Annotated in this window: 13 protein-coding genes; 4 read left to right on the top strand and 9 right to left on the bottom strand. The window is 68.7% G+C overall.

What is annotated here, in order from left to right; genetic code table 11:
• Both ACPEH1_RS12560 and ACPEH1_RS12565 read left to right on the top strand, forming a co-directional pair.
• Positions 1-288: hypothetical protein (locus tag ACPEH1_RS12560; RefSeq protein WP_423715869.1), on the top strand; the 288-nt coding region annotated here is incomplete at its 5' end.
• Positions 289-320: 32 nt separating this feature from the next.
• Positions 321-1,511, top strand: coding sequence for a benzoate/H(+) symporter BenE family transporter (locus tag ACPEH1_RS12565; protein WP_026070633.1), 1,191 nt, complete (start codon positions 321-323; stop codon positions 1,509-1,511).
• A 6-nt stretch (positions 1,512-1,517) separates the two neighbouring features.
• Here ACPEH1_RS12565 and ACPEH1_RS12570 read toward each other — a convergent pair whose 3' ends face one another.
• The 4 genes from ACPEH1_RS12570 to egtB form a co-directional block, all read right to left on the bottom strand.
• Positions 1,518-2,264 carry a GYF domain-containing protein gene (locus tag ACPEH1_RS12570; RefSeq protein WP_312711299.1) on the bottom strand — a complete coding sequence of 249 codons (747 nt, stop codon included), beginning with the start codon at positions 2,262-2,264 and terminating at the stop codon, positions 1,518-1,520.
• A 56-nt stretch (positions 2,265-2,320) separates the two neighbouring features.
• Positions 2,321-4,468: a lytic murein transglycosylase gene (locus tag ACPEH1_RS12575; protein ID WP_423715882.1), complete on the bottom strand. Its 2,148-nt coding sequence runs from the start codon at positions 4,466-4,468 to the stop codon at positions 2,321-2,323.
• An 87-nt stretch (positions 4,469-4,555) separates the two neighbouring features.
• Positions 4,556-5,530 carry an L-histidine N(alpha)-methyltransferase gene (gene egtD, locus ACPEH1_RS12580; protein ID WP_287255307.1) on the bottom strand — a complete coding sequence of 325 codons (975 nt, stop codon included), beginning with the start codon at positions 5,528-5,530 and terminating at the stop codon, positions 4,556-4,558.
• A complete protein-coding gene (egtB, locus tag ACPEH1_RS12585) occupies positions 5,527-6,810 on the bottom strand; it encodes an ergothioneine biosynthesis protein EgtB (protein WP_017355104.1) in 1,284 nt (427 codons plus the stop codon). Before egtB ends, egtD begins: the two co-directional genes overlap by 4 nt.
• 170 nt (positions 6,811-6,980) lie before the next feature.
• Here egtB and ACPEH1_RS12590 point away from each other — a divergent pair, with 170 nt between their 5' ends.
• Positions 6,981-8,288 (top strand): GGDEF domain-containing protein, encoded by a 1,308-nt coding sequence (locus ACPEH1_RS12590; protein WP_153165506.1) that lies wholly within the window; start codon positions 6,981-6,983, stop codon positions 8,286-8,288.
• Here the strand turns inward: ACPEH1_RS12590 and ACPEH1_RS12595 are convergent.
• Positions 8,267-8,656, bottom strand: coding sequence for a YchJ family metal-binding protein (locus ACPEH1_RS12595; protein WP_017354733.1), 390 nt, complete (start codon positions 8,654-8,656; stop codon positions 8,267-8,269). The genes ACPEH1_RS12590 and ACPEH1_RS12595 overlap by 22 nt on opposite strands.
• 130 nt (positions 8,657-8,786) lie before the next feature.
• Here ACPEH1_RS12595 and ACPEH1_RS12600 point away from each other — a divergent pair, with 130 nt between their 5' ends.
• Positions 8,787-9,563, top strand: coding sequence for a sulfite exporter TauE/SafE family protein (locus ACPEH1_RS12600; protein ID WP_423715870.1), 777 nt, complete (start codon positions 8,787-8,789; stop codon positions 9,561-9,563).
• A 79-nt stretch (positions 9,564-9,642) separates the two neighbouring features.
• On the opposite strand, the gene ACPEH1_RS12605 is transcribed toward ACPEH1_RS12600, so the two are convergent.
• The 4 genes from ACPEH1_RS12605 to folE all read right to left on the bottom strand — a co-directional run bounded on the left by ACPEH1_RS12605 (position 9,643) and on the right by folE (position 15,887).
• Complete coding sequence (locus ACPEH1_RS12605; protein ID WP_017354735.1) at positions 9,643-13,014, bottom strand: ATP-binding protein; 3,372 nt, start codon at positions 13,012-13,014, stop codon at positions 9,643-9,645.
• 18 nt (positions 13,015-13,032) lie between these two features.
• A complete protein-coding gene (locus ACPEH1_RS12610) occupies positions 13,033-13,734 on the bottom strand; it encodes a DUF4194 domain-containing protein (protein ID WP_017354736.1) in 702 nt (233 codons plus the stop codon).
• Positions 13,721-15,190 carry a DUF3375 domain-containing protein gene (locus ACPEH1_RS12615; RefSeq protein WP_017354737.1) on the bottom strand — a complete coding sequence of 490 codons (1,470 nt, stop codon included), beginning with the start codon at positions 15,188-15,190 and terminating at the stop codon, positions 13,721-13,723. Before ACPEH1_RS12615 ends, ACPEH1_RS12610 begins: the two co-directional genes overlap by 14 nt.
• Positions 15,191-15,284: 94 nt before the next feature.
• Positions 15,285-15,887 (bottom strand): GTP cyclohydrolase I FolE, encoded by a 603-nt coding sequence (gene folE, locus ACPEH1_RS12620; protein ID WP_017354738.1) that lies wholly within the window; start codon positions 15,885-15,887, stop codon positions 15,285-15,287.
• Between the last annotated feature and the right edge of the window lie 109 nt (positions 15,888-15,996).

Here is a 15,996-nt window from a genome sequence, read left to right on the forward strand (position 1 = left end):
GATGCTGCTTCGTCGTGCGACCCGGAGGTCTTTTCGTCGAAGCGAGCCGCCTATTATGTCAGGCTTTTCGTTTCCGTCAACACCTTCTTTCGAAGGATGTTGCCGCCGCCTTGGTTGGGTGTTCACCGGGGTGAAGACCGCGTCGCAGCGAGGGAGCGAATACTAAAGACTTCTGAAAATTCGTCAAGGCTTTTCTTCGATCTTTTTCATCGACGCGTCATCAATGCGTGCTGCTCATCTGCAGCCGCGGCAGCACGCGCGTTGCGCGTGCTGCCGCAGGCTTGCTAACAATGCATGTCTTGTCGTCAGGGATGCATGCGATGTCTGCGGTAGCCAAGCGTTCGTTGTTGCGCGATATGTCGTTGCCTGCGGTGATGGCCGGCTTCATTACGGTGTTGGTGGGCTTTGCTAGCTCGGCGGTGATCGTGTTCCAGGCCGCGCGCGCGATGGGCGCATCGCAGGCGCAGATCGCCTCGTGGATGTGGGCGCTTGGACTGGGCATGGGCATCACCTGTATTGGCCTGTCGCTGCGCTACCGCGTGCCCGTGGTGACAGCATGGTCGACGCCAGGCGCGGCCATGCTGGTGGTCGGTGCCGGTGCGGTGGGCTACAGCGATGCGATCGGTGCCTTCGTGCTGGCAGCGGTGCTGGGCATGATCGCCGGCTTCTCGGGGATCTTCGCGCGGCTGATGCAGCGGGTACCGATGGCGTTGGCCGCAGGCATGCTGGCCGGTGTACTGCTGCGCTTTGGGCTGGATGTGTTCGTGTCCATGCAGACGCAGCTGGGCATGGCACTGGCCATGTTCGCCACCTGGTTGATCGGGCGCCGGCTGTTCCCGCGCTATGCCGTGATCGCCACGCTGGGCGTGGGTATTGCCGTGGCTGCCGGCCAAGGACTGCTGCAGTTGCAGGATGTCCGCCTGCAACTGGCCACGCCGGTGTTCACCTGGCCCACGTTGTCGTGGGCGGCGGTGATCGGCGTTGCGCTGCCCCTGTTCGTGGTGACGATGGCTTCGCAGAACATTCCCGGCGTGGCCGTCATCCGCGCATCCGGCTACGACACGCCGGTGTCGCCGGTGATCGGCTGGATCGGCGTGGTGAACACGCTGCTGGCGCCCTTCGGTGCTTACGGACTCAACCTGGCGGCGATCACCGCCGCGATCTGCATGGGCCGGGAGGCGCATGAGGATCCCGCGCGCCGGTATACCGCCGCGGTGGCCGCCGGCGGCTTCTATATTCTGGTGGGCCTGTTCGGTGCGACGGTGGCGGCGGTGTTCGCGGCCTTCCCCAAGGAGCTGGTGGCCTGCGTGGCCGGCATTGCCCTGTTCGGCACGATCGCCAACAGCCTGTCGATGGCGCTGCGGGAGGAGGCCGACCGCGAAGCGGCCCTGGTGACGTTCCTGGTCACCGCGTCGGGGCTGTCATTGGCCGGCATCGGTTCGGCCTTCTGGGGACTGGTGGCCGGGGGTATCTGCTTGCTGGTGCTGCGGCCGTCCGCAGCGCGCGGCTGAGCCGGATCAGGGATCCAGCAGGAAGGTCAACGCGCCGATCAGCACCACATAAATGGCCATGCCAACGAACACCGCCGACCAGCGGGTGCCGCCCAGGCCAGCCAGTGCGGCGTGCTGGGCCGTCGCGTCACCGGGATGACGTGCCTGGGCCAACGCGATCATCCGCTGGGCATGCCGCAGATACAGGTAATTGCCCACGGAACCGGCCGCGACGCTGGTCGCCACGGTGACCACCAGCGATACGCTGTCGCTGGCCCCGGCCAGGGTTTCCAGAATGGACAGGACGGTGAGCGCGCCGATCCACATGGCGGCCTGCGCGTACATGCGGCGATACAACATCCAGAACGCGCCAAACAGGAAGGCCGGCCAGCTCCAGGCGGTGGCGCTGGCCGCCTGACCGTGGGGCGCCAGGTCCAGCCGCCATTTGCGGCGGTATACCGGGAAGTTGCTGCCGACGAAGGCGGCATACGCCTGCTGCCCGTCCACCAGTGGTGCGTGCGCCGGCATGGCGCGGGCATCGACGGCAGATGCCGGCGCAGCATAGGGATCCTGGGACGGCTCGACCGGCGTCGGCGCGGTCATCGCCAGCTCGGCCACGCTGTGCAGGGGCTCCCATTGCGGCATGCCTTGCCGCCAGACCAGGGTGTCGGCGGTGATCTGGCCCTGCCCCAGCAGGTGCTGGAGCTGCACAGCGGGCAGCGGTCCGTGCCGCTGTTGCTGGTGATCGGCGTAGTACCACGGGGTATCGGACATGACTCGTTCCTGGAGGGAGAAGCACCGGTTCGCCCGTCCGGGCGTCGGCTGGGGGATTACAGGGGCAGCACGCGGAAGGTCTGGGTGAGCGTGTGGCTGGCGCCGGCCGGCAGGGTGATGACATCCGGACCGGCGTTGGCGACCTCCAGACACACATAGTTGCGCCAGCCTGCCCCGACGTCGGCCATGCCTGCCGCCCCCGCCTGGCCCGGGTTCCAGGCCACCAGCGAGCGGCTGCCCTGGGTGGTGATTTCGATGCGCCGCTTCAGCCCGGGGTCCTTGAGCACGTAGCGGCCGCCAGCGCCGGTATAGATGCGGTCGCTGCGGCCGGGATCGCGCGGGTCGCGCAGGTTCCAGTCGCCCTGCTGCACGCGCGGGGTGGCGTAGTTCTCGAACTTGTCCAGATAGGTGAGGCCATCCAGCCCCTGCACGTCCACGGCCGTGGCGTCGTCCACCCGGAAGTAATTGTGCAGGGCCTGGGTGAAGCTGACCGGCTGGCTGCCGCTGTTCTCGGTGATCAGGCGCTGCTCCAGCGTGCGGCCGATGCGCAACTGCATGGTCAGGCGCAGCGCCAGGTTGTCCAGCGGCGGCGGGGTCAAGGTGAGCAGTACGGTGCCGTCGGCTTCGCGGCGCGCCTCTTTGAGCGTCCACGCCACGTTGCGCACGAACCCATGCGAGGGCACGTCGGTGCCCTGCCCCTGGCGGCCGAAGTACGGCCAGCACACCGGGCTGCCGCCCCGGATCGGAGTGGGCATCGGCTGCGCGCTGGGTGACAGCCACAGGAGATCCTGGCCGCCCTTGGGAACATAGGACAGCAGTTGCCCGCCGAACACCGATATGGCGGCGCTGGCAAACGGGGTGTCCACCTTCCAGACGGGGAAGCCCTGCACGGTGCCCAGGCTCAGGCCCTCGACCTTGGGCAGGGCGGCGCCAGGGCCGGCCGGAGACTGCACCAGGCGGGCGTGGTTGGGCGGGAGGGTGAACACAGTGGATGCGGGCATGGTGGTGGTCGAAGGAATCGGAAGGGGAGGCGCACTGCGCAATGCAGTGAGGATGCGTTGGCCGGCGCGACCGTCGGTGGTGGTCCAGCCCAGGTGCTGCTGTTCGATCTGGATGGCGCGGCGGGTGGCGGTGCCGATCATGCCATCGGCGGCGCCGATGTCGTGGCCACGCGCGAGCAGCAGGCTCTGCAGCTCACGGCGCTCGCTGCGGCCGATGCCGGGATCGTCAGTGGGCCAGGCCGCGACGATGCCCGGCCCGCCGCGCAGACGGTCGGACAGGGTGGCGATGGCCAGGGCATAGCTCTCTGCGGCGTTGTAGGCGTAGATCGCGTCGTAGTTGCGGAACACCAGCCAGGCCGGTCCCGTGGCGCCGGTCGGCAGCAGCAGGGCGGCGTTGCTGTCGGCGGGCAGGCCGTCCGGGGCAAGCGCGCCGCCGGCCACGGGGACGATGCCCAGCGCGCGCCAGGCGGCCAGTGGCTTGCGCTGGGTGCGGCCGGCCAGCGATGCGTTGAAGCCGGTCGGGAGTTTGACCTCCAGGCCCCAGGGCTGGCCGGTCCGCCAGCCGGCCTTGGCCAGGTAGTTGGCGGTGGAGGCCAGGGCATCGGGGATGCTGGCGACCAGATCGCGGCGACCGTCGCCATCACCGTCCACCGCGATGCGAGCGTAGGTGGACGGCATGAACTGGGTATGCCCGAACGCACCGGCCCAGGAGCCGGTGAGTCCCTCTGCCTGGAGCTCACCGGCGTCGAGCAGCCTGAGCAGGGCCAGCAGCTCGCCGCGGAAGAACGGTTGCCGACGGCCGTTGCAGGACAGCGTGGCCAGCGACTGCAGCAGCGGGCGCTTGCCGAAGACGCGACCGTAGTCGCTTTCCACCCCCCACACGGCCACGATGGTGGCGGGATCGACACCGTACTGCGCCGATACCGTGGCGAGCAGATCGCGATGCAGGGAGAGACGCGCACGGCCATCGTCCACGCGCTGGGTGTCCACCAGCGCGGCGAGGTAGTCCCACAGCGGCGTGGTGAACTCGGGCTGGGCATCCAGGAGCGGCAACACGCTCAGGTCCGGGGTGAGACCGGAGGTGAGGCGTGTGAATCCGTCAGCGCTGATGCCCTGTTTGAGCGCCTGCGGTTCCAGTGTGGCCAGGCAGCGGTCCAGATCGTCCTGCGGCGCGGCGGCAACCGAGGCGCTGGCCAGGCACATCGCGCCCAGCAGCCAGCCGGTGTAGAGCCTCATTGGCGGAAATCCTTGCAGCCAAGTGGACCTGCATCATAACGGTGCGCGCGCAGTTCAAGCCGGCTGCAGCAGTCGCAGGCCGAAGGCCGGCTCAAACGCGTTCCACGCCGCGCTCGCGCGCAGGCCGGCCTCGGCGACCAATGACGCAAATGACGCATCGGTGTACTTGTGGCTGTACTCGACCGTCATCGCCTCGCCGTCGGCGAAGTCGAACGCACGGCCGTCGACGTGCACGGTCTGGGCGCGGGTGCTGACCAGTTCGGTCTCGATGCGCAGGCGCGGCACGCTGTAACGGGCCCGGTGGCGGAAGCCGTCGAGGTCGAAGTCGCTGCCGATCTCGCGGTTGAGCCGGCGCAGCAGGTTGAGGGTGAAGTCGGCGGTGACACCCGCGGCATCGTTGTAGGCCGATTCGATCAGCACCGGGTCCTTGTGCAGGTCGATGCCGATCAGGGCCAGGCCATCAGCGCCCATTGTCTGGCGCATGGCCCGCAGCAGCGCCACGGCATCGGCGTGGGCGAAATTGCCCAGCGTGGAGCCGGGGAAGAACAGCAGCCGACGGGCCGGCGGGCGCTGCGGCGCCGGCACCTGCACCGGGCGGGTGAAGTCGGCGCAGACCGGCAGCATCTCGATGTCCGGCAAGGCCTGGGCAAGCCGCGTGATGCTGGCCAGCAGGGCGGCACGCGAGATTTCGATCGGGGTATAGGCGACCGGATCGGTGAGCGCGTGCAGCAGCAGTTCGGTCTTGCGGCCGCTGCCGCTGCCCAGCTCGACCACATGCAGGCGCGGGCCGACCACCTTGGCGATGTCGTGCGCGCAGTCCTGCAGCAGTTTCAGCTCGGTGCGTGTCGGGTAGTACTCGGGCTGGCGGGTGATCTGCTCGAACAGCGCCGAGCCACGGGCGTCGTAGAAGTACTTGGACGGCAACTGGCGCGGCCGGATGGAGAGGCCCTGCACGATATCGGCGGTGATGCGGGCGCGGTCGGGCTGCAGGTCGGTGAGCGCTTCGAGTGCGTCGCTGACCGTGCTCATGCGGCGTCCCGGGCCAGGCGCAGGCCGGCGAACTGCCAGCGCGCCGAGGGGGCGAAGAAGTTGCGGTAACTGGCGCGGACGTGTCCGGCCGGTGTGGCGCAGCTGCCGCCGCGCAGGATCCATTGACCGTTCATGAATTTACCGTTGTATTCGCCGAGATGGCCCGCGAAGGGGCGGAAGCCGGGATAGGCGCCATATGCGCTGCTGGTCCATTCCCAAACATCACCGAACAGCTGCTGCAGCGGGGCCTCGCGGCCGCCGGCAGGGTGCAGTCGATCGGCGTCGGCGAAGTGACCGTCGACCGGCTGACCCGCGGCGGCGGCCTCCCATTCGAACTCGGTGGGCAGGCGCAGGCCCCGCCAGCGCGCGTAGGCATCGGCTTCGTAATAACTGAGGTGGCAGACCGGCGCGTGCGGGTCGAGCGCACGCCAGCCGCCCAGGGTGAACTCGCGCTGCAGGGCATCGTCCCAATACAGCGGATGCTGCCAGTGCTCGGCCTGGCACAGCGCCCAGCCCTCGCTCATCCAGTGCGCCGGCTCTCGATAGCCACCGGCCGCCACGAACTGGCGGTACTCGTCGTTGCTCACCGGCCGGTTGGCCAGCGCGTGGGCGGGCACCAGCACCCGGTGCACGGGCGACTCATTGTCGTAGGCGAACCCGGCGTGGGCTGGCCATGCCGGGGCGCCGATCTCCACGATCTGCTCGGGGCTTTCCTGCCAGCGCAGCGGCACGGCCGTGCTGGGCGAACAGGCGAGATCATCACGGTAGGCCGGTTGCAGCGGGTTGCACCACAGCGCGTGCTTGATGTCGGTCAGCAGCAGCTCCTGATGCTGTTGTTCGTGCTGCAGGCCGAGCAGCAGCTGATGGTGTGTGGTGGCATCGAGCACACCAGCCTGCACCAGAGCGATCACCTGCTGGTCGACCTCGGCACGGTAGTGCAGCACCTCCTGCAGCGACGGGCGCGAGAGCAGGCCGCGCTGCGGGCGCGCGTGCGCCGGGCCGATGCTCTGGTAGTAGCTGTTGAACAGGTAGTGCCAGTCGGGGTTGAACGGCGCATAGCCCGGGCGGTTGGCCAGCACAAAGCGCTCGAAGAACCAGGTGGTGTGGGCCAGGTGCCACTTGGTCGGGCTGGCGTCCGGCATGCTCTGCACCATCGCATCTTCGGCGCTGAGCGGTGCGGCCAGCGCGACGCTGCGGGCACGGATGCCGGCGTAGCGGGCGGCCAGTGCCGCGGCCAATGGGTCGGTGGTCGGCGGCGGTGGGGCGACGGCGGTATTCATCGCGATCAGGATCGAACAGCGCGGGTGAGCGCAACGTCATGGCACGGCTCACGCCGCGTTACGCAGCTCAAGTTGAATGCGCATCGGCCGCTACCGGGAGGACCATCGCCTGTGTGGTCCGGTTTGCACGATGCAGCCACGGCGCGCCGGCCCGCTCTGTGGAACCGTCCTTGCGGAATCACCTGCTACGCCAGCCCAGCCACTATCTGTTCGTACTGCCCGCCGTGCTTGCCGGGCTGGTGCTGTGGTCGGCCACCCCGGCGCAGGAGGTCGGCAGCCCGGTGCACCGCCTGCTGCCCCTGCTGCTGACCTGCCTTGGCGTGGGCGTGGCCCTGGTCTACAACCGGGTGCGGGCGCTGTGCCTGCTGCTGGCCATCGCGCTGGCCTTCGCGTTGCTGCATGGTCTGGTGGCCGGCTTCCTGCGCGATGGCGTGGTCTCTGCCACCACGCCGCTGACCTTCCATGCGGTCGCGTTGTGGTTGCCCGTTCTGTTTGTGCTGCATGGACTCTGGCCCGAGCGCGGACGCCTGCGCCAGGACCTGCTGCTGCGCGCGGTGCTGAGCGGCCTGGCGTTGGGCATCTTCGCGCTGTTGGCCGCGCAGGGGCCGCAGGGCATGCACGATCTGCTGTCCAACCGCCATTGGGCGTGGCTGCCGACCGGCTTGAGCCGACTGGCGCAACTGCCGACGCTGGCCTTCGTGGTCGCTGCCATCACGCTGTCGGTGCAGGCCGTGCGCGCACCACGCGCCCTGCATACCGCGATGCTGCTGGCGCTGCTGGCAGTGTGGGCAATGCTGCCGCGGATCTTCCTGTCGCCGGCGCTGCTGCCCGCGCTGACCAGCGTGGCGCTGCTGGCACTGGTATCGGCGATGGTGCAGGAATCGTTCCACATGGCCTTCCGCGACGAGCTGACCGGCCTGCCCGGCCGGCGGGCGCTGAACGAATGCCTGCAGCGCGTGGGCGCCACGTACACGATCGCGATGGTCGATGTGGACCACTTCAAGCGCTTCAATGACACCCACGGCCATGACATCGGCGATGACGTGCTGCGGCTGGTCGCGGCGCGGCTGGCAGGTGTGGGCGGCGGCGGGCGGGCCTTCCGCTACGGCGGCGAAGAATTCGCGCTGGTGTTCCTGGACCGCACTGCCCCGGCCTGCGTGGCAGCGGTGGAGGCGATCCGGGCGACAGTGGAAGACGCCCGCATGACACTGCGCGACCGCGCGGCGCGGACCCGCGACGACGCGGTGGGCCGCCTGCAGCGCGGCCGTGGCGGCGGTGGCGAAGTGGTGCAGGTGACGGTCAGCATCGGCGTGGCCGACAGCCGCGTTGGCGACAGCCCGCAGGCCGTGATCAAGGCCGCCGACCAGGCGCTGTATGCGGCCAAGGACGCCGGCCGCAACTGCGTGCGCGCGCACGGCCAGCAGCGCCCCGTGGCGGTACGCAGCAGCGAGGCGGCTCAGGGCAGCGCGTCGAGGTAGTACCAGCGGCCGTCCTCGCGGACGAAACGGCTGTGTTCGAGCATCTTGACCGCGCTGCCGCCACCCACCTTGTAGCGTGCGGTGAAACGTACCCGGGCGTGGTCCGGGTCCGATACGGTGTGCTCGTGGACGGTCAGGCCCAGCCAGCGGGTGCGTTGGCCGTCCGCGTCGTCCAGCGACAACGTGGGGGGGCGGGTATCGGGGTGCCAGCTGGCAAGCAGGTAGTCCGGCAACTGCTTTACATAGGCGCTGTAGCGCGAGCGCATCAGCGCTTCGGCATCCGCTGCGGCCTCACCGGCGTGGACGCGGCCGCAGCAGGCGGCATACGCCAGTGGTCGGCCGCAGGGACAGGGGTCGGAATGGGTCATGCGGGCATTGTGACGCGACGCTGTTGCGTCGACCACCGTCATCGCCGGTGAGCTGCCGACCAACGACCGGCTCTACCTGCGGGGTCCTGCCGGGCGTATGCTGGCGCGCTTTACGCCACGATGCCCTGCCGTGTTCGAGCTGGTTCCCCCTGAATTGTTGTGGTTGGTGGCGATTGCCTTCATCGCCGGTCTGGTCGATGCCGCCGTCGGTGGCGGCGGGCTGGTGCAGCTGCCGGGCCTGTTCACGGTGCTGCCGCAGCAGACACCGGCGATGCTGTTTGGCACCAACAAGTTCAGTTCGATGTTCGGCACCGCGGCCGCGGCCGTGCGTTATGCGCGCAATGTGCGCTTCCCGTGGCGACCGGTGCTGTTCGCGGCAGGCACCGCCTTCGTGTTTTCGTTTGCCGGGGCCACAGCGGTCAGCCTGCTGCCCAAGGATGCGGTGCGCCCGCTGGTGCTGGTGCTGCTGGTGGCGATGCTGGGCTATACATTGTGGAAGAAGGACTTCGGGTCACTGCACCGGCCGCGCGAAATCGGCCGCAGGGAGCTGGCCGCCGCATTGGCCATCGGCGCGGTGATCGGCTTCTACGACGGCTTCTTCGGACCGGGCACCGGCAGCTTCCTGATCTTCCTGTTCGTGCGCTTCTTCGGGCTGGACTTTCTGCGCGCTTCGGCCGCGTCGAAGGTGGTCAATCTGGCCACCAACCTGGCGGCCATTTCGTTCTTCGTGCCCACCGGCAACATCCTGTGGCTGTTCGCGGTGCCGATGGCCGCCGCCAACATCGTCGGCTCGGTGGTCGGTACGCGGCTGGCGCTGCGCGGCGGCACGCCGTTCATCCGCAAGCTGTTCGTCGGCCTGGTAGTGGTGCTGATCGCCCGGATGGGCTGGGATACCTTCGGCGGATAACCCCGTCGCGCGGGGCGCCGCCCGGTTGGAGCCTCCCATCGGTCGGCTCTCCCCGGGGTGCGCGGGCGTGGCCGGCCGGTCAGGCGACCGGTTCGGCGTCCTGCTGGCGGCTGCGTTCGGGCAGCTTCAGCCGCTTGGCCTCTTCGTCGTACTCGATCAGCAGCACGCCGGAGTCGTGGCGGCCGCTGATCTCGACGAAGCAGGCGCCGCCGATGAACGGCTCCAGCGTCATCACCGACTTCAGCGGCGTGGCCACCACCATCTGGAAGCCGAAGTTCTCGAAGATGTTCATCGCCAGGGCGGTGAACTCGTTGTCGGCCTTGTCGAATGCTTCGTCCAGGACCACGGCGGCATAGCTGGGCAGTTGGCTCTCGGCACCACCCAGCTGGTAGCGCAGCGCGGCCGCCAGGCAGGTGGTGGCCAGCTTCTGCCGCTGGCCACCGGACTTGCCGGCGCCACTGCGGTAGATCTCCACCTGCTGGCGGGTGGCCGCGTCCAGCTCGACGCCGATGAACTCCACGTGCAGGCGCACGTCGAGCACGTTCTCGCGCCAGCGCCGGTCCTCGCCCTCCTGTGAACCAAGGCGTTTGACCAGCTCACGCAGGACGGCGAACTGTGCCTCGGCCACCTCGCGCTCTTCGGTCTGGTGGTGCGAGAGCACTTCACGCAGCTGCTGGTGGAACTCCAGCACTTCCGGCAGGCGGCGGTCACTGAGTTCGATGGTCAGCAGGGTGCCGCGGTTGAAGGGCACCTGCTCCAGCGAGGCGTTGACCTCGTCCAGGCGCTGGCCGATCGACTTGCGGGCCTCGGCACTGTGCCGCTGCAGGGCCAGCAGGTTGTTCTTGCTCTGGTTCTGCAGCAGGTCGAAGAAACGCTCTTCGTGCTGCGGCAGGCCGTCGCGCTCCAGGCGCTGCAGGCGGGCCAGAAAGTCGTCGGCCGAGGCGACCGACGCGGTGAAGTCGCCCGATTCCTCCGGCCACGCCTGGGCGAAGCGCCGGAAGCAGGCCACCAGTTGGGTCTCGACACGATGCACCTCGTGCTGCGAGGCGGCCAGGCTTTCGTTGATGCCCTTGCTGATCTCGCGCATGTGCGCTTCGAGGGTCTCCAGGCTGAGCCCACCCAGCAGGTCCAGGCGCTGCTGCAGCCCTGCTTCCTGCGTGGCGCCGAGCGCCGGCAGTACCAGGGCGCGGCTGCGCTGGCGCTGGGCATCGAGCTTGTCGCGTTCGCGGGAGAGCTGGATGAGTTCGACGCGGGTGTCTTCGTAGGTGCGGCGGGCCTGCGCGATGTCCGCGCGGGCCTGGTCGATCTGCTGCGCCAGGCGGGCCAGATCGGCGTTGCCTTCCTTCAGTTCGCGCAGCGAGGAGGCGATGTCGTCCAGGCGCTGGAGTGCCGTGGCGACGTCCACTTCCTCCCACACGAAGTTGACCAGCTGGTTGCAGGCCAGGCGGCGGTCGTTGTCGCGGTCGCGCTGGCTGCGCAGCCGCGCGATATCCTCGTCGCATTCGGCGATGCGCTGCGCCAGCGCCTGCGCTTCCTTGCGGAACAGCGCCAGCTTGTCGCTGTTGCTGAAGCCGAGCAGCCAGCGCCGGCGGTCGCTGATGGCGTTGCGGTCGTCCTTTTCAAACCGGTCGCCCGGATGCTTGACCTGGCCTTCGCGGGAAATGCCACGGTCCACATCACGCAGCTGCTTCGCGTCCACGCACTCGTAGTCGTAGCGCTTGCCCAGCTCACGGCGCAGCCACGGCTCGAACACGCTGTCGCGGAACTCCAGCTTGTGCAGCAGCGAGCGCGCGGAGGGCTCGCGGGCGATCGCGTCGTCGTTGCGGCGCACCCGGTAATAGGTAAGCCGCATGCCAAGCTGGGTGCGGTTCACCCATGCGTTGACCTCGTTGTAGTGCTTGTCTTCCACCAGCAGCGACTGCGCGAAGCCGAACAGCACGCGCTCGATCGCGCCCTGCCAGGCGCCCTGCTCCTGGCGGACCTGGATCAGTTCGCCCACAAACGGCAGCGCCGCCTCGGGCACGCCGGTTTCCTCGGCCAGTCGGCTGCGCAGCTTCTGCAGTGGCGCGGGGATGCTCGACGGATTGCGCTCCATCGCCTCCAGTTCGGCGCGGACCTCGCCGAAGCGGCGGGTGTCGTCCTGCTTGCCGGCCAGGCGTTCGGTGATGGCATCATCCAGCGCGGCCGCCGCCTGCTGGCGATTGTCCAGCTCAGCCTGTGCGCGGGCGATCAGCTGTGCGAAGCCGTGGGCGTCATCGGGCACGACGGCCTGCAGCGCTTCGGCTGCCTGCTGCGCCTGCCCGCGCTTGGCCTGGCGCCGGTCGCGCTCGGCCTGGGCGCGGCCATGCTCGCGTTCCAGCTCCTCGATGCGCTCGCCGCCCTGCTGGCGACGTTGGAGTTCCAGGCCGGCCAGGTGCTCCTCGTGGTTCGCCAGCGCCTGGCGGCGCTGGGTTTCTTCTCCCAGCAGTCCGCGGTGGCGCACGTCGATGGCCTGCAGGCGCTTTTCCAGCAGCTGCTGCAGTCGCGATTCGCGGAAGCTGTCCAGGCCGAGCTTGAGCGTTTCCTCATCGGCACGCTGCAGGTTCATGGCCTTCAGCTCGGCGTACAGGGCACGTGCCGGCAGGAGGGTTTCGACCTGGCGCCGGGCGGTGACGACTGACTTGTGGGCGCCGTCCAGCTCGGCGAAGTCGCTGACCAGGCGCTCGGCGGCATCAAAAGTCCGAGGCGTATCCAGCATGAAATCGCGCAGGAAGACGTTCAGATCGCCCAGGTTCTTGGCCGACTGCGTCTTGTGCAGCAGCCGCAGCGCCATGTCGTTGTCGATGCCGAGCAGGTGGCGGAAGCGTTCGGCATAGCCGGTGAAGCTGTCGAAGTGGTGCACGTCGCCCAGGCGCTGCTTGAGCTTGCGCAGGTCCAGGTCGAAGCCCCCCAGGTCCTTGGCGATGTCGAACGGCCGTTCGGCGATCAGGTAGTGCTTGCGCACGTCGGCGGCGGCGGCGCCGTTGCCGGCGATCCAGAACAGGCGCACCAGGCTGACCACGCGGCCATCACCGGCGCGGTACTCCAGCACCAGGGCGGTCCAGGTGGCGCCCTTGCGCAGGTACTGCGTGGCGATTTCACCGGTGCCGCGGTCCTGCTGGTCGGCCCACGCGCCACGCACGTAGGACACCAGATTGCGGTCGCGGCCACTGCGTTCGGCTTCGCGCGCGGCGGCGTTGAAGTCGACGATCGACGGCGGCACCAGCATCGCCGACATGGCATCGAGCAAGGTCGACTTGCCCGAGCCGGACCGGCCCACGAACAGGAAACCGCGCTCGGCGATCGGCACTTCGGTCAGGCCGTTGAAGGTGCCCCAGTTGTGCACCTGCAGGCGCCGCATGCGGAACTGCTGCAGCCGCGGATCGGGCAGCCCGTCATTGAACAGGGCGGGGGTGTGCTTGGAAATGGCCATGCGTTATCGGTGGTCCGTTCAGGCTTTTGCTGCGGGGGTGTCGCGCAACTGGCGGTACACATGGGACAGCGCGGAGACGTCTTCGGCGGAGAACAGCAGTTTCAATGCCGGCGACACTTCGTGGCGGTCGTCCTGTCCGGCGAGGCGGGTCAGGATGTGGTTCTCCTTCATCTTCTGCACCGCCGCGGCCACGCGTCGATTGAAGCCGGCGCGATCGGTGGACAGGTTCTTTTCGTAGATGGCCAGAGCCTCGGCCATCTCGTTGTCGGCCACCACCGCGCGGTTGCCGCGCGCATCGGCCTCGGCCAGCTGCTGGCGCAGGTACAGCAGCAGCACCGAGTCGATGAAGGTCAACGGCGAGCTGCGCAGAAGCACCGGTGCATCGATGTCCTCGGTGTCGGCCTGCCGGGTGAAGGCCACGCCGCTGTCGCGATCCAGCACCAGTTCCAGGAACAGGTCCGACAGCGCCGAGCGGATCGCGGCCTCATTGCGGATCAGCGCCGGCCACAGCTTGGCGTGGCGCAGCTGGTCGATGCTCGGGCCGATCAGCAGCTGGCACAGCGCGCGGCGCCCATCCAGCGGCAGACGCCCGGTGTCGCCCATGTAGAACACGTCATTGCTTCGCCGCGGCAGCGGCGTCACCACCACCGGTTCGGCATCGTGATCGTCTGCGGCCCCGTCGATGGGGGCGACGTCATGGGAATCTTCATGCCAGTTCATGGCGTTTCTCCTGGGTGAACCAAACCAGCGGGATGCGGGCGCGTCGCCACTGTCCATCGCCGCCACGCCAATGGGCGGTTTCCTGTTCGCCGTGCACCACGGTGCCGTGGCGGGTGCCCAGCGACAGGTAGCCGATCACGCTGCCCAGCCCTTGCGGCGCCTCGCGCTGCGACAGGGCCTGGGCGATGCTGAGCCGCGGCTGCGCGCCAAGCAGTTCGTGCAGGTCGCGACGCAGGGTGCGGAAGTCGATTTCCGACGACGCCACCAGGTCACCGACGCTTTCCAGACTGATGCTGGCCGCGTCGTTGCGCTGCACGCTGCCGTCCACCTGCGCGCTGCGCGGGTCGTGCAGCTTCCATTGCGACCACGAGCGCAGGCGGCTGGTGGTGAGCTGCAGATCGCGGCCGATCGGGCGCTGGGCGGCGAAATCATCGCGCAGCGCCAGGGCCTCCGATTGCGCCTGCTTCAGCAGCTGGTTGAGGCGGCGCTGCTCGAGGTAGCCACGGCTCTGTACGAACCCGCGCAGACTGCGCGCGAAATGCTGCAGCACATCGTGGACCTGGCCGCCGCGGTCGAGCATGGTGCCGGTGAAGCCGCGCAGGAAGGCGCGCTCGTTGCGGTCCAGCTTGCGGGCAAAGCCGCGTGCCAGCACCGCCTCCAGCGCGGCATCGAGCTGGGCGCTCTGCTCGGCGTCGTTGAGCAGCCGCCAGAAGGCCTGGAAACTGCGCCCGGCATCACTGTCGCCGATCACATCCACGCCCTCGAACAGCTTGGAGAGCACGTCGCCACGCTCGCTTTCATCGTCGATGATGCGTTCGCGGAACTCGCGGTTGAGGCGCTCGAAATCATCGCGGACGCGGCGGAAGTCCTCGGTGAGATCGTCGGCCAGGCCGATGATCTGGCGCGCACGTTCCAGCGCGCGCTTGCCGTCCAGGGCCACTACCCGGCCCTCACCCACCCGTGCGATCTCCGCATCGATGCGGTCGCGTTCGTCGCGCAGCGCCGACAGGCGCGCATCGGGATTGGATTCGGTCTGGGCGGCCAGCTGCGAGAGCTGCTCGATCACCAGCGCCAGGCGACTTTCGGTGGCCGCCACGCGGCTTTGTTCCAGGCTGTCGGCGAAGCGGATCGCCTGCAGTGCCTGCGTGGACAGTTCGTACTGCTCCTGGTCGGCGCCGTCGGGCAGGCGCCGCTCCAGCCAGCCCTGGGCAAGCCAATGGGCGATGTAGGCCTGGGCGGTACGCGGCAGCTCGCGCGACAGCTCCTCGCCGTTGAGCTGGTCCAGCGCGCGCTGCAGGCGTTCATGCAGTGCGGCCGCCGGCAGGGTGCGTTCGCCGTCCATCAGCAGGCTCTGCAGCAGGCCGATGATCTCCGGGGCGTTGGCAGCGGCCAGCAGCTTCCACTGGGGCTGTTCGCGCAGGGCGCGGTAACGGGTGATGCGTTCGCGGTGCTTCATGCAGCCAGGACATCCGGAAGAACACCGCGCAGCCAGACGCCGCGCAGCAGGAAGGGTACCGGCCCGGCACCAAGGTGCCGGGCGCGCGGCAGGTTCAGCGCTTGCCGCCCACTTCGATGAAGCGCAGGAACTCGGCGCGGGTGCGCGCGTCCTCGCGGAAGCTGCCCAGCATCTTGGAGGTGACCATGCTGACGCCGCGCTTGTGGATGCCGCGGGTGGTCATGCACTCGTGCGCACCTTCCACCACCACGCCCACGCCGACCGGCTGCAGCACGTCCTGGATGCACTGGGCGATCTGCGCGGTCATCTTTTCCTGGACCTGGAAGCGGCGCGCATACGCCTCGACCACGCGGGCCAGCTTGCTGATGCCCACCACCTTGCCCGCCGGCAGGTAGCCGACGTGCACGCGGCCGATGATCGGCGCCATGTGGTGTTCACAGTGGCTTTCGTACTCGATGTCGCGCAGCACGATCAGTTCGTCGTAGCCGGCCACTTCCTCGAAGGTACGCTCCATGTAGGCGCGCGGGTCGTCGCGGTAGCCGCTGAACCAGTCGCCATAGGCCTCGGCGACACGCCGCGGCGTATCCAGCAGGCCTTCGCGGGTGGGGTCTTCACCGGCCCAGCGCAGCAGCGTCCGCACGGCCGATTCGGCATCGGCCTGGGTGACCGGGGTGGCGTCGTTGTCTTTTTCGCTCATTACATACAGCACCCGAAGGGGGGCGAGCATCGTACCCGAGAGACCCCTCGGGCGTCCCCCGCCATGCCGCCGGCGCCCGGTTCCGGTGGGCTGCCGTTGGGCGGCGGTT

Source organism: Stenotrophomonas sp. NPDC077421 (genome assembly GCF_049545505.1).
Lineage (GTDB): Bacteria > Pseudomonadota > Gammaproteobacteria > Xanthomonadales > Xanthomonadaceae > Stenotrophomonas > Stenotrophomonas nematodicola.

Excerpts from the sequence above, each read along its gene's own strand:
- egtD (WP_287255307.1), bottom strand. The coding sequence starts at position 5,530 with ATGAGCACGGTCAGCGACGCACTCGAAGCGCTCACCGACCTGCAGCCC.
- ACPEH1_RS12565 (WP_026070633.1), top strand. The coding sequence starts at position 321 with ATGTCTGCGGTAGCCAAGCGTTCGTTGTTGCGCGATATGTCGTTGCCT.
- folE (WP_017354738.1), bottom strand. The coding sequence starts at position 15,887 with ATGAGCGAAAAAGACAACGACGCCACCCCGGTCACCCAGGCCGATGCC.
- ACPEH1_RS12610 (WP_017354736.1), bottom strand. The coding sequence starts at position 13,734 with ATGAACTGGCATGAAGATTCCCATGACGTCGCCCCCATCGACGGGGCC.
- ACPEH1_RS12615 (WP_017354737.1), bottom strand. The coding sequence starts at position 15,190 with ATGAAGCACCGCGAACGCATCACCCGTTACCGCGCCCTGCGCGAACAG.
- ACPEH1_RS12595 (WP_017354733.1), bottom strand. The coding sequence starts at position 8,656 with ATGACCCATTCCGACCCCTGTCCCTGCGGCCGACCACTGGCGTATGCC.
- egtB (WP_017355104.1), bottom strand. The coding sequence starts at position 6,810 with ATGAATACCGCCGTCGCCCCACCGCCGCCGACCACCGACCCATTGGCC.
- ACPEH1_RS12605 (WP_017354735.1), bottom strand. The coding sequence starts at position 13,014 with ATGGCCATTTCCAAGCACACCCCCGCCCTGTTCAATGACGGGCTGCCC.
- ACPEH1_RS12575 (WP_423715882.1), bottom strand. The coding sequence starts at position 4,468 with ATGTGCCTGGCCAGCGCCTCGGTTGCCGCCGCGCCGCAGGACGATCTG.
- ACPEH1_RS12570 (WP_312711299.1), bottom strand. The coding sequence starts at position 2,264 with ATGTCCGATACCCCGTGGTACTACGCCGATCACCAGCAACAGCGGCAC.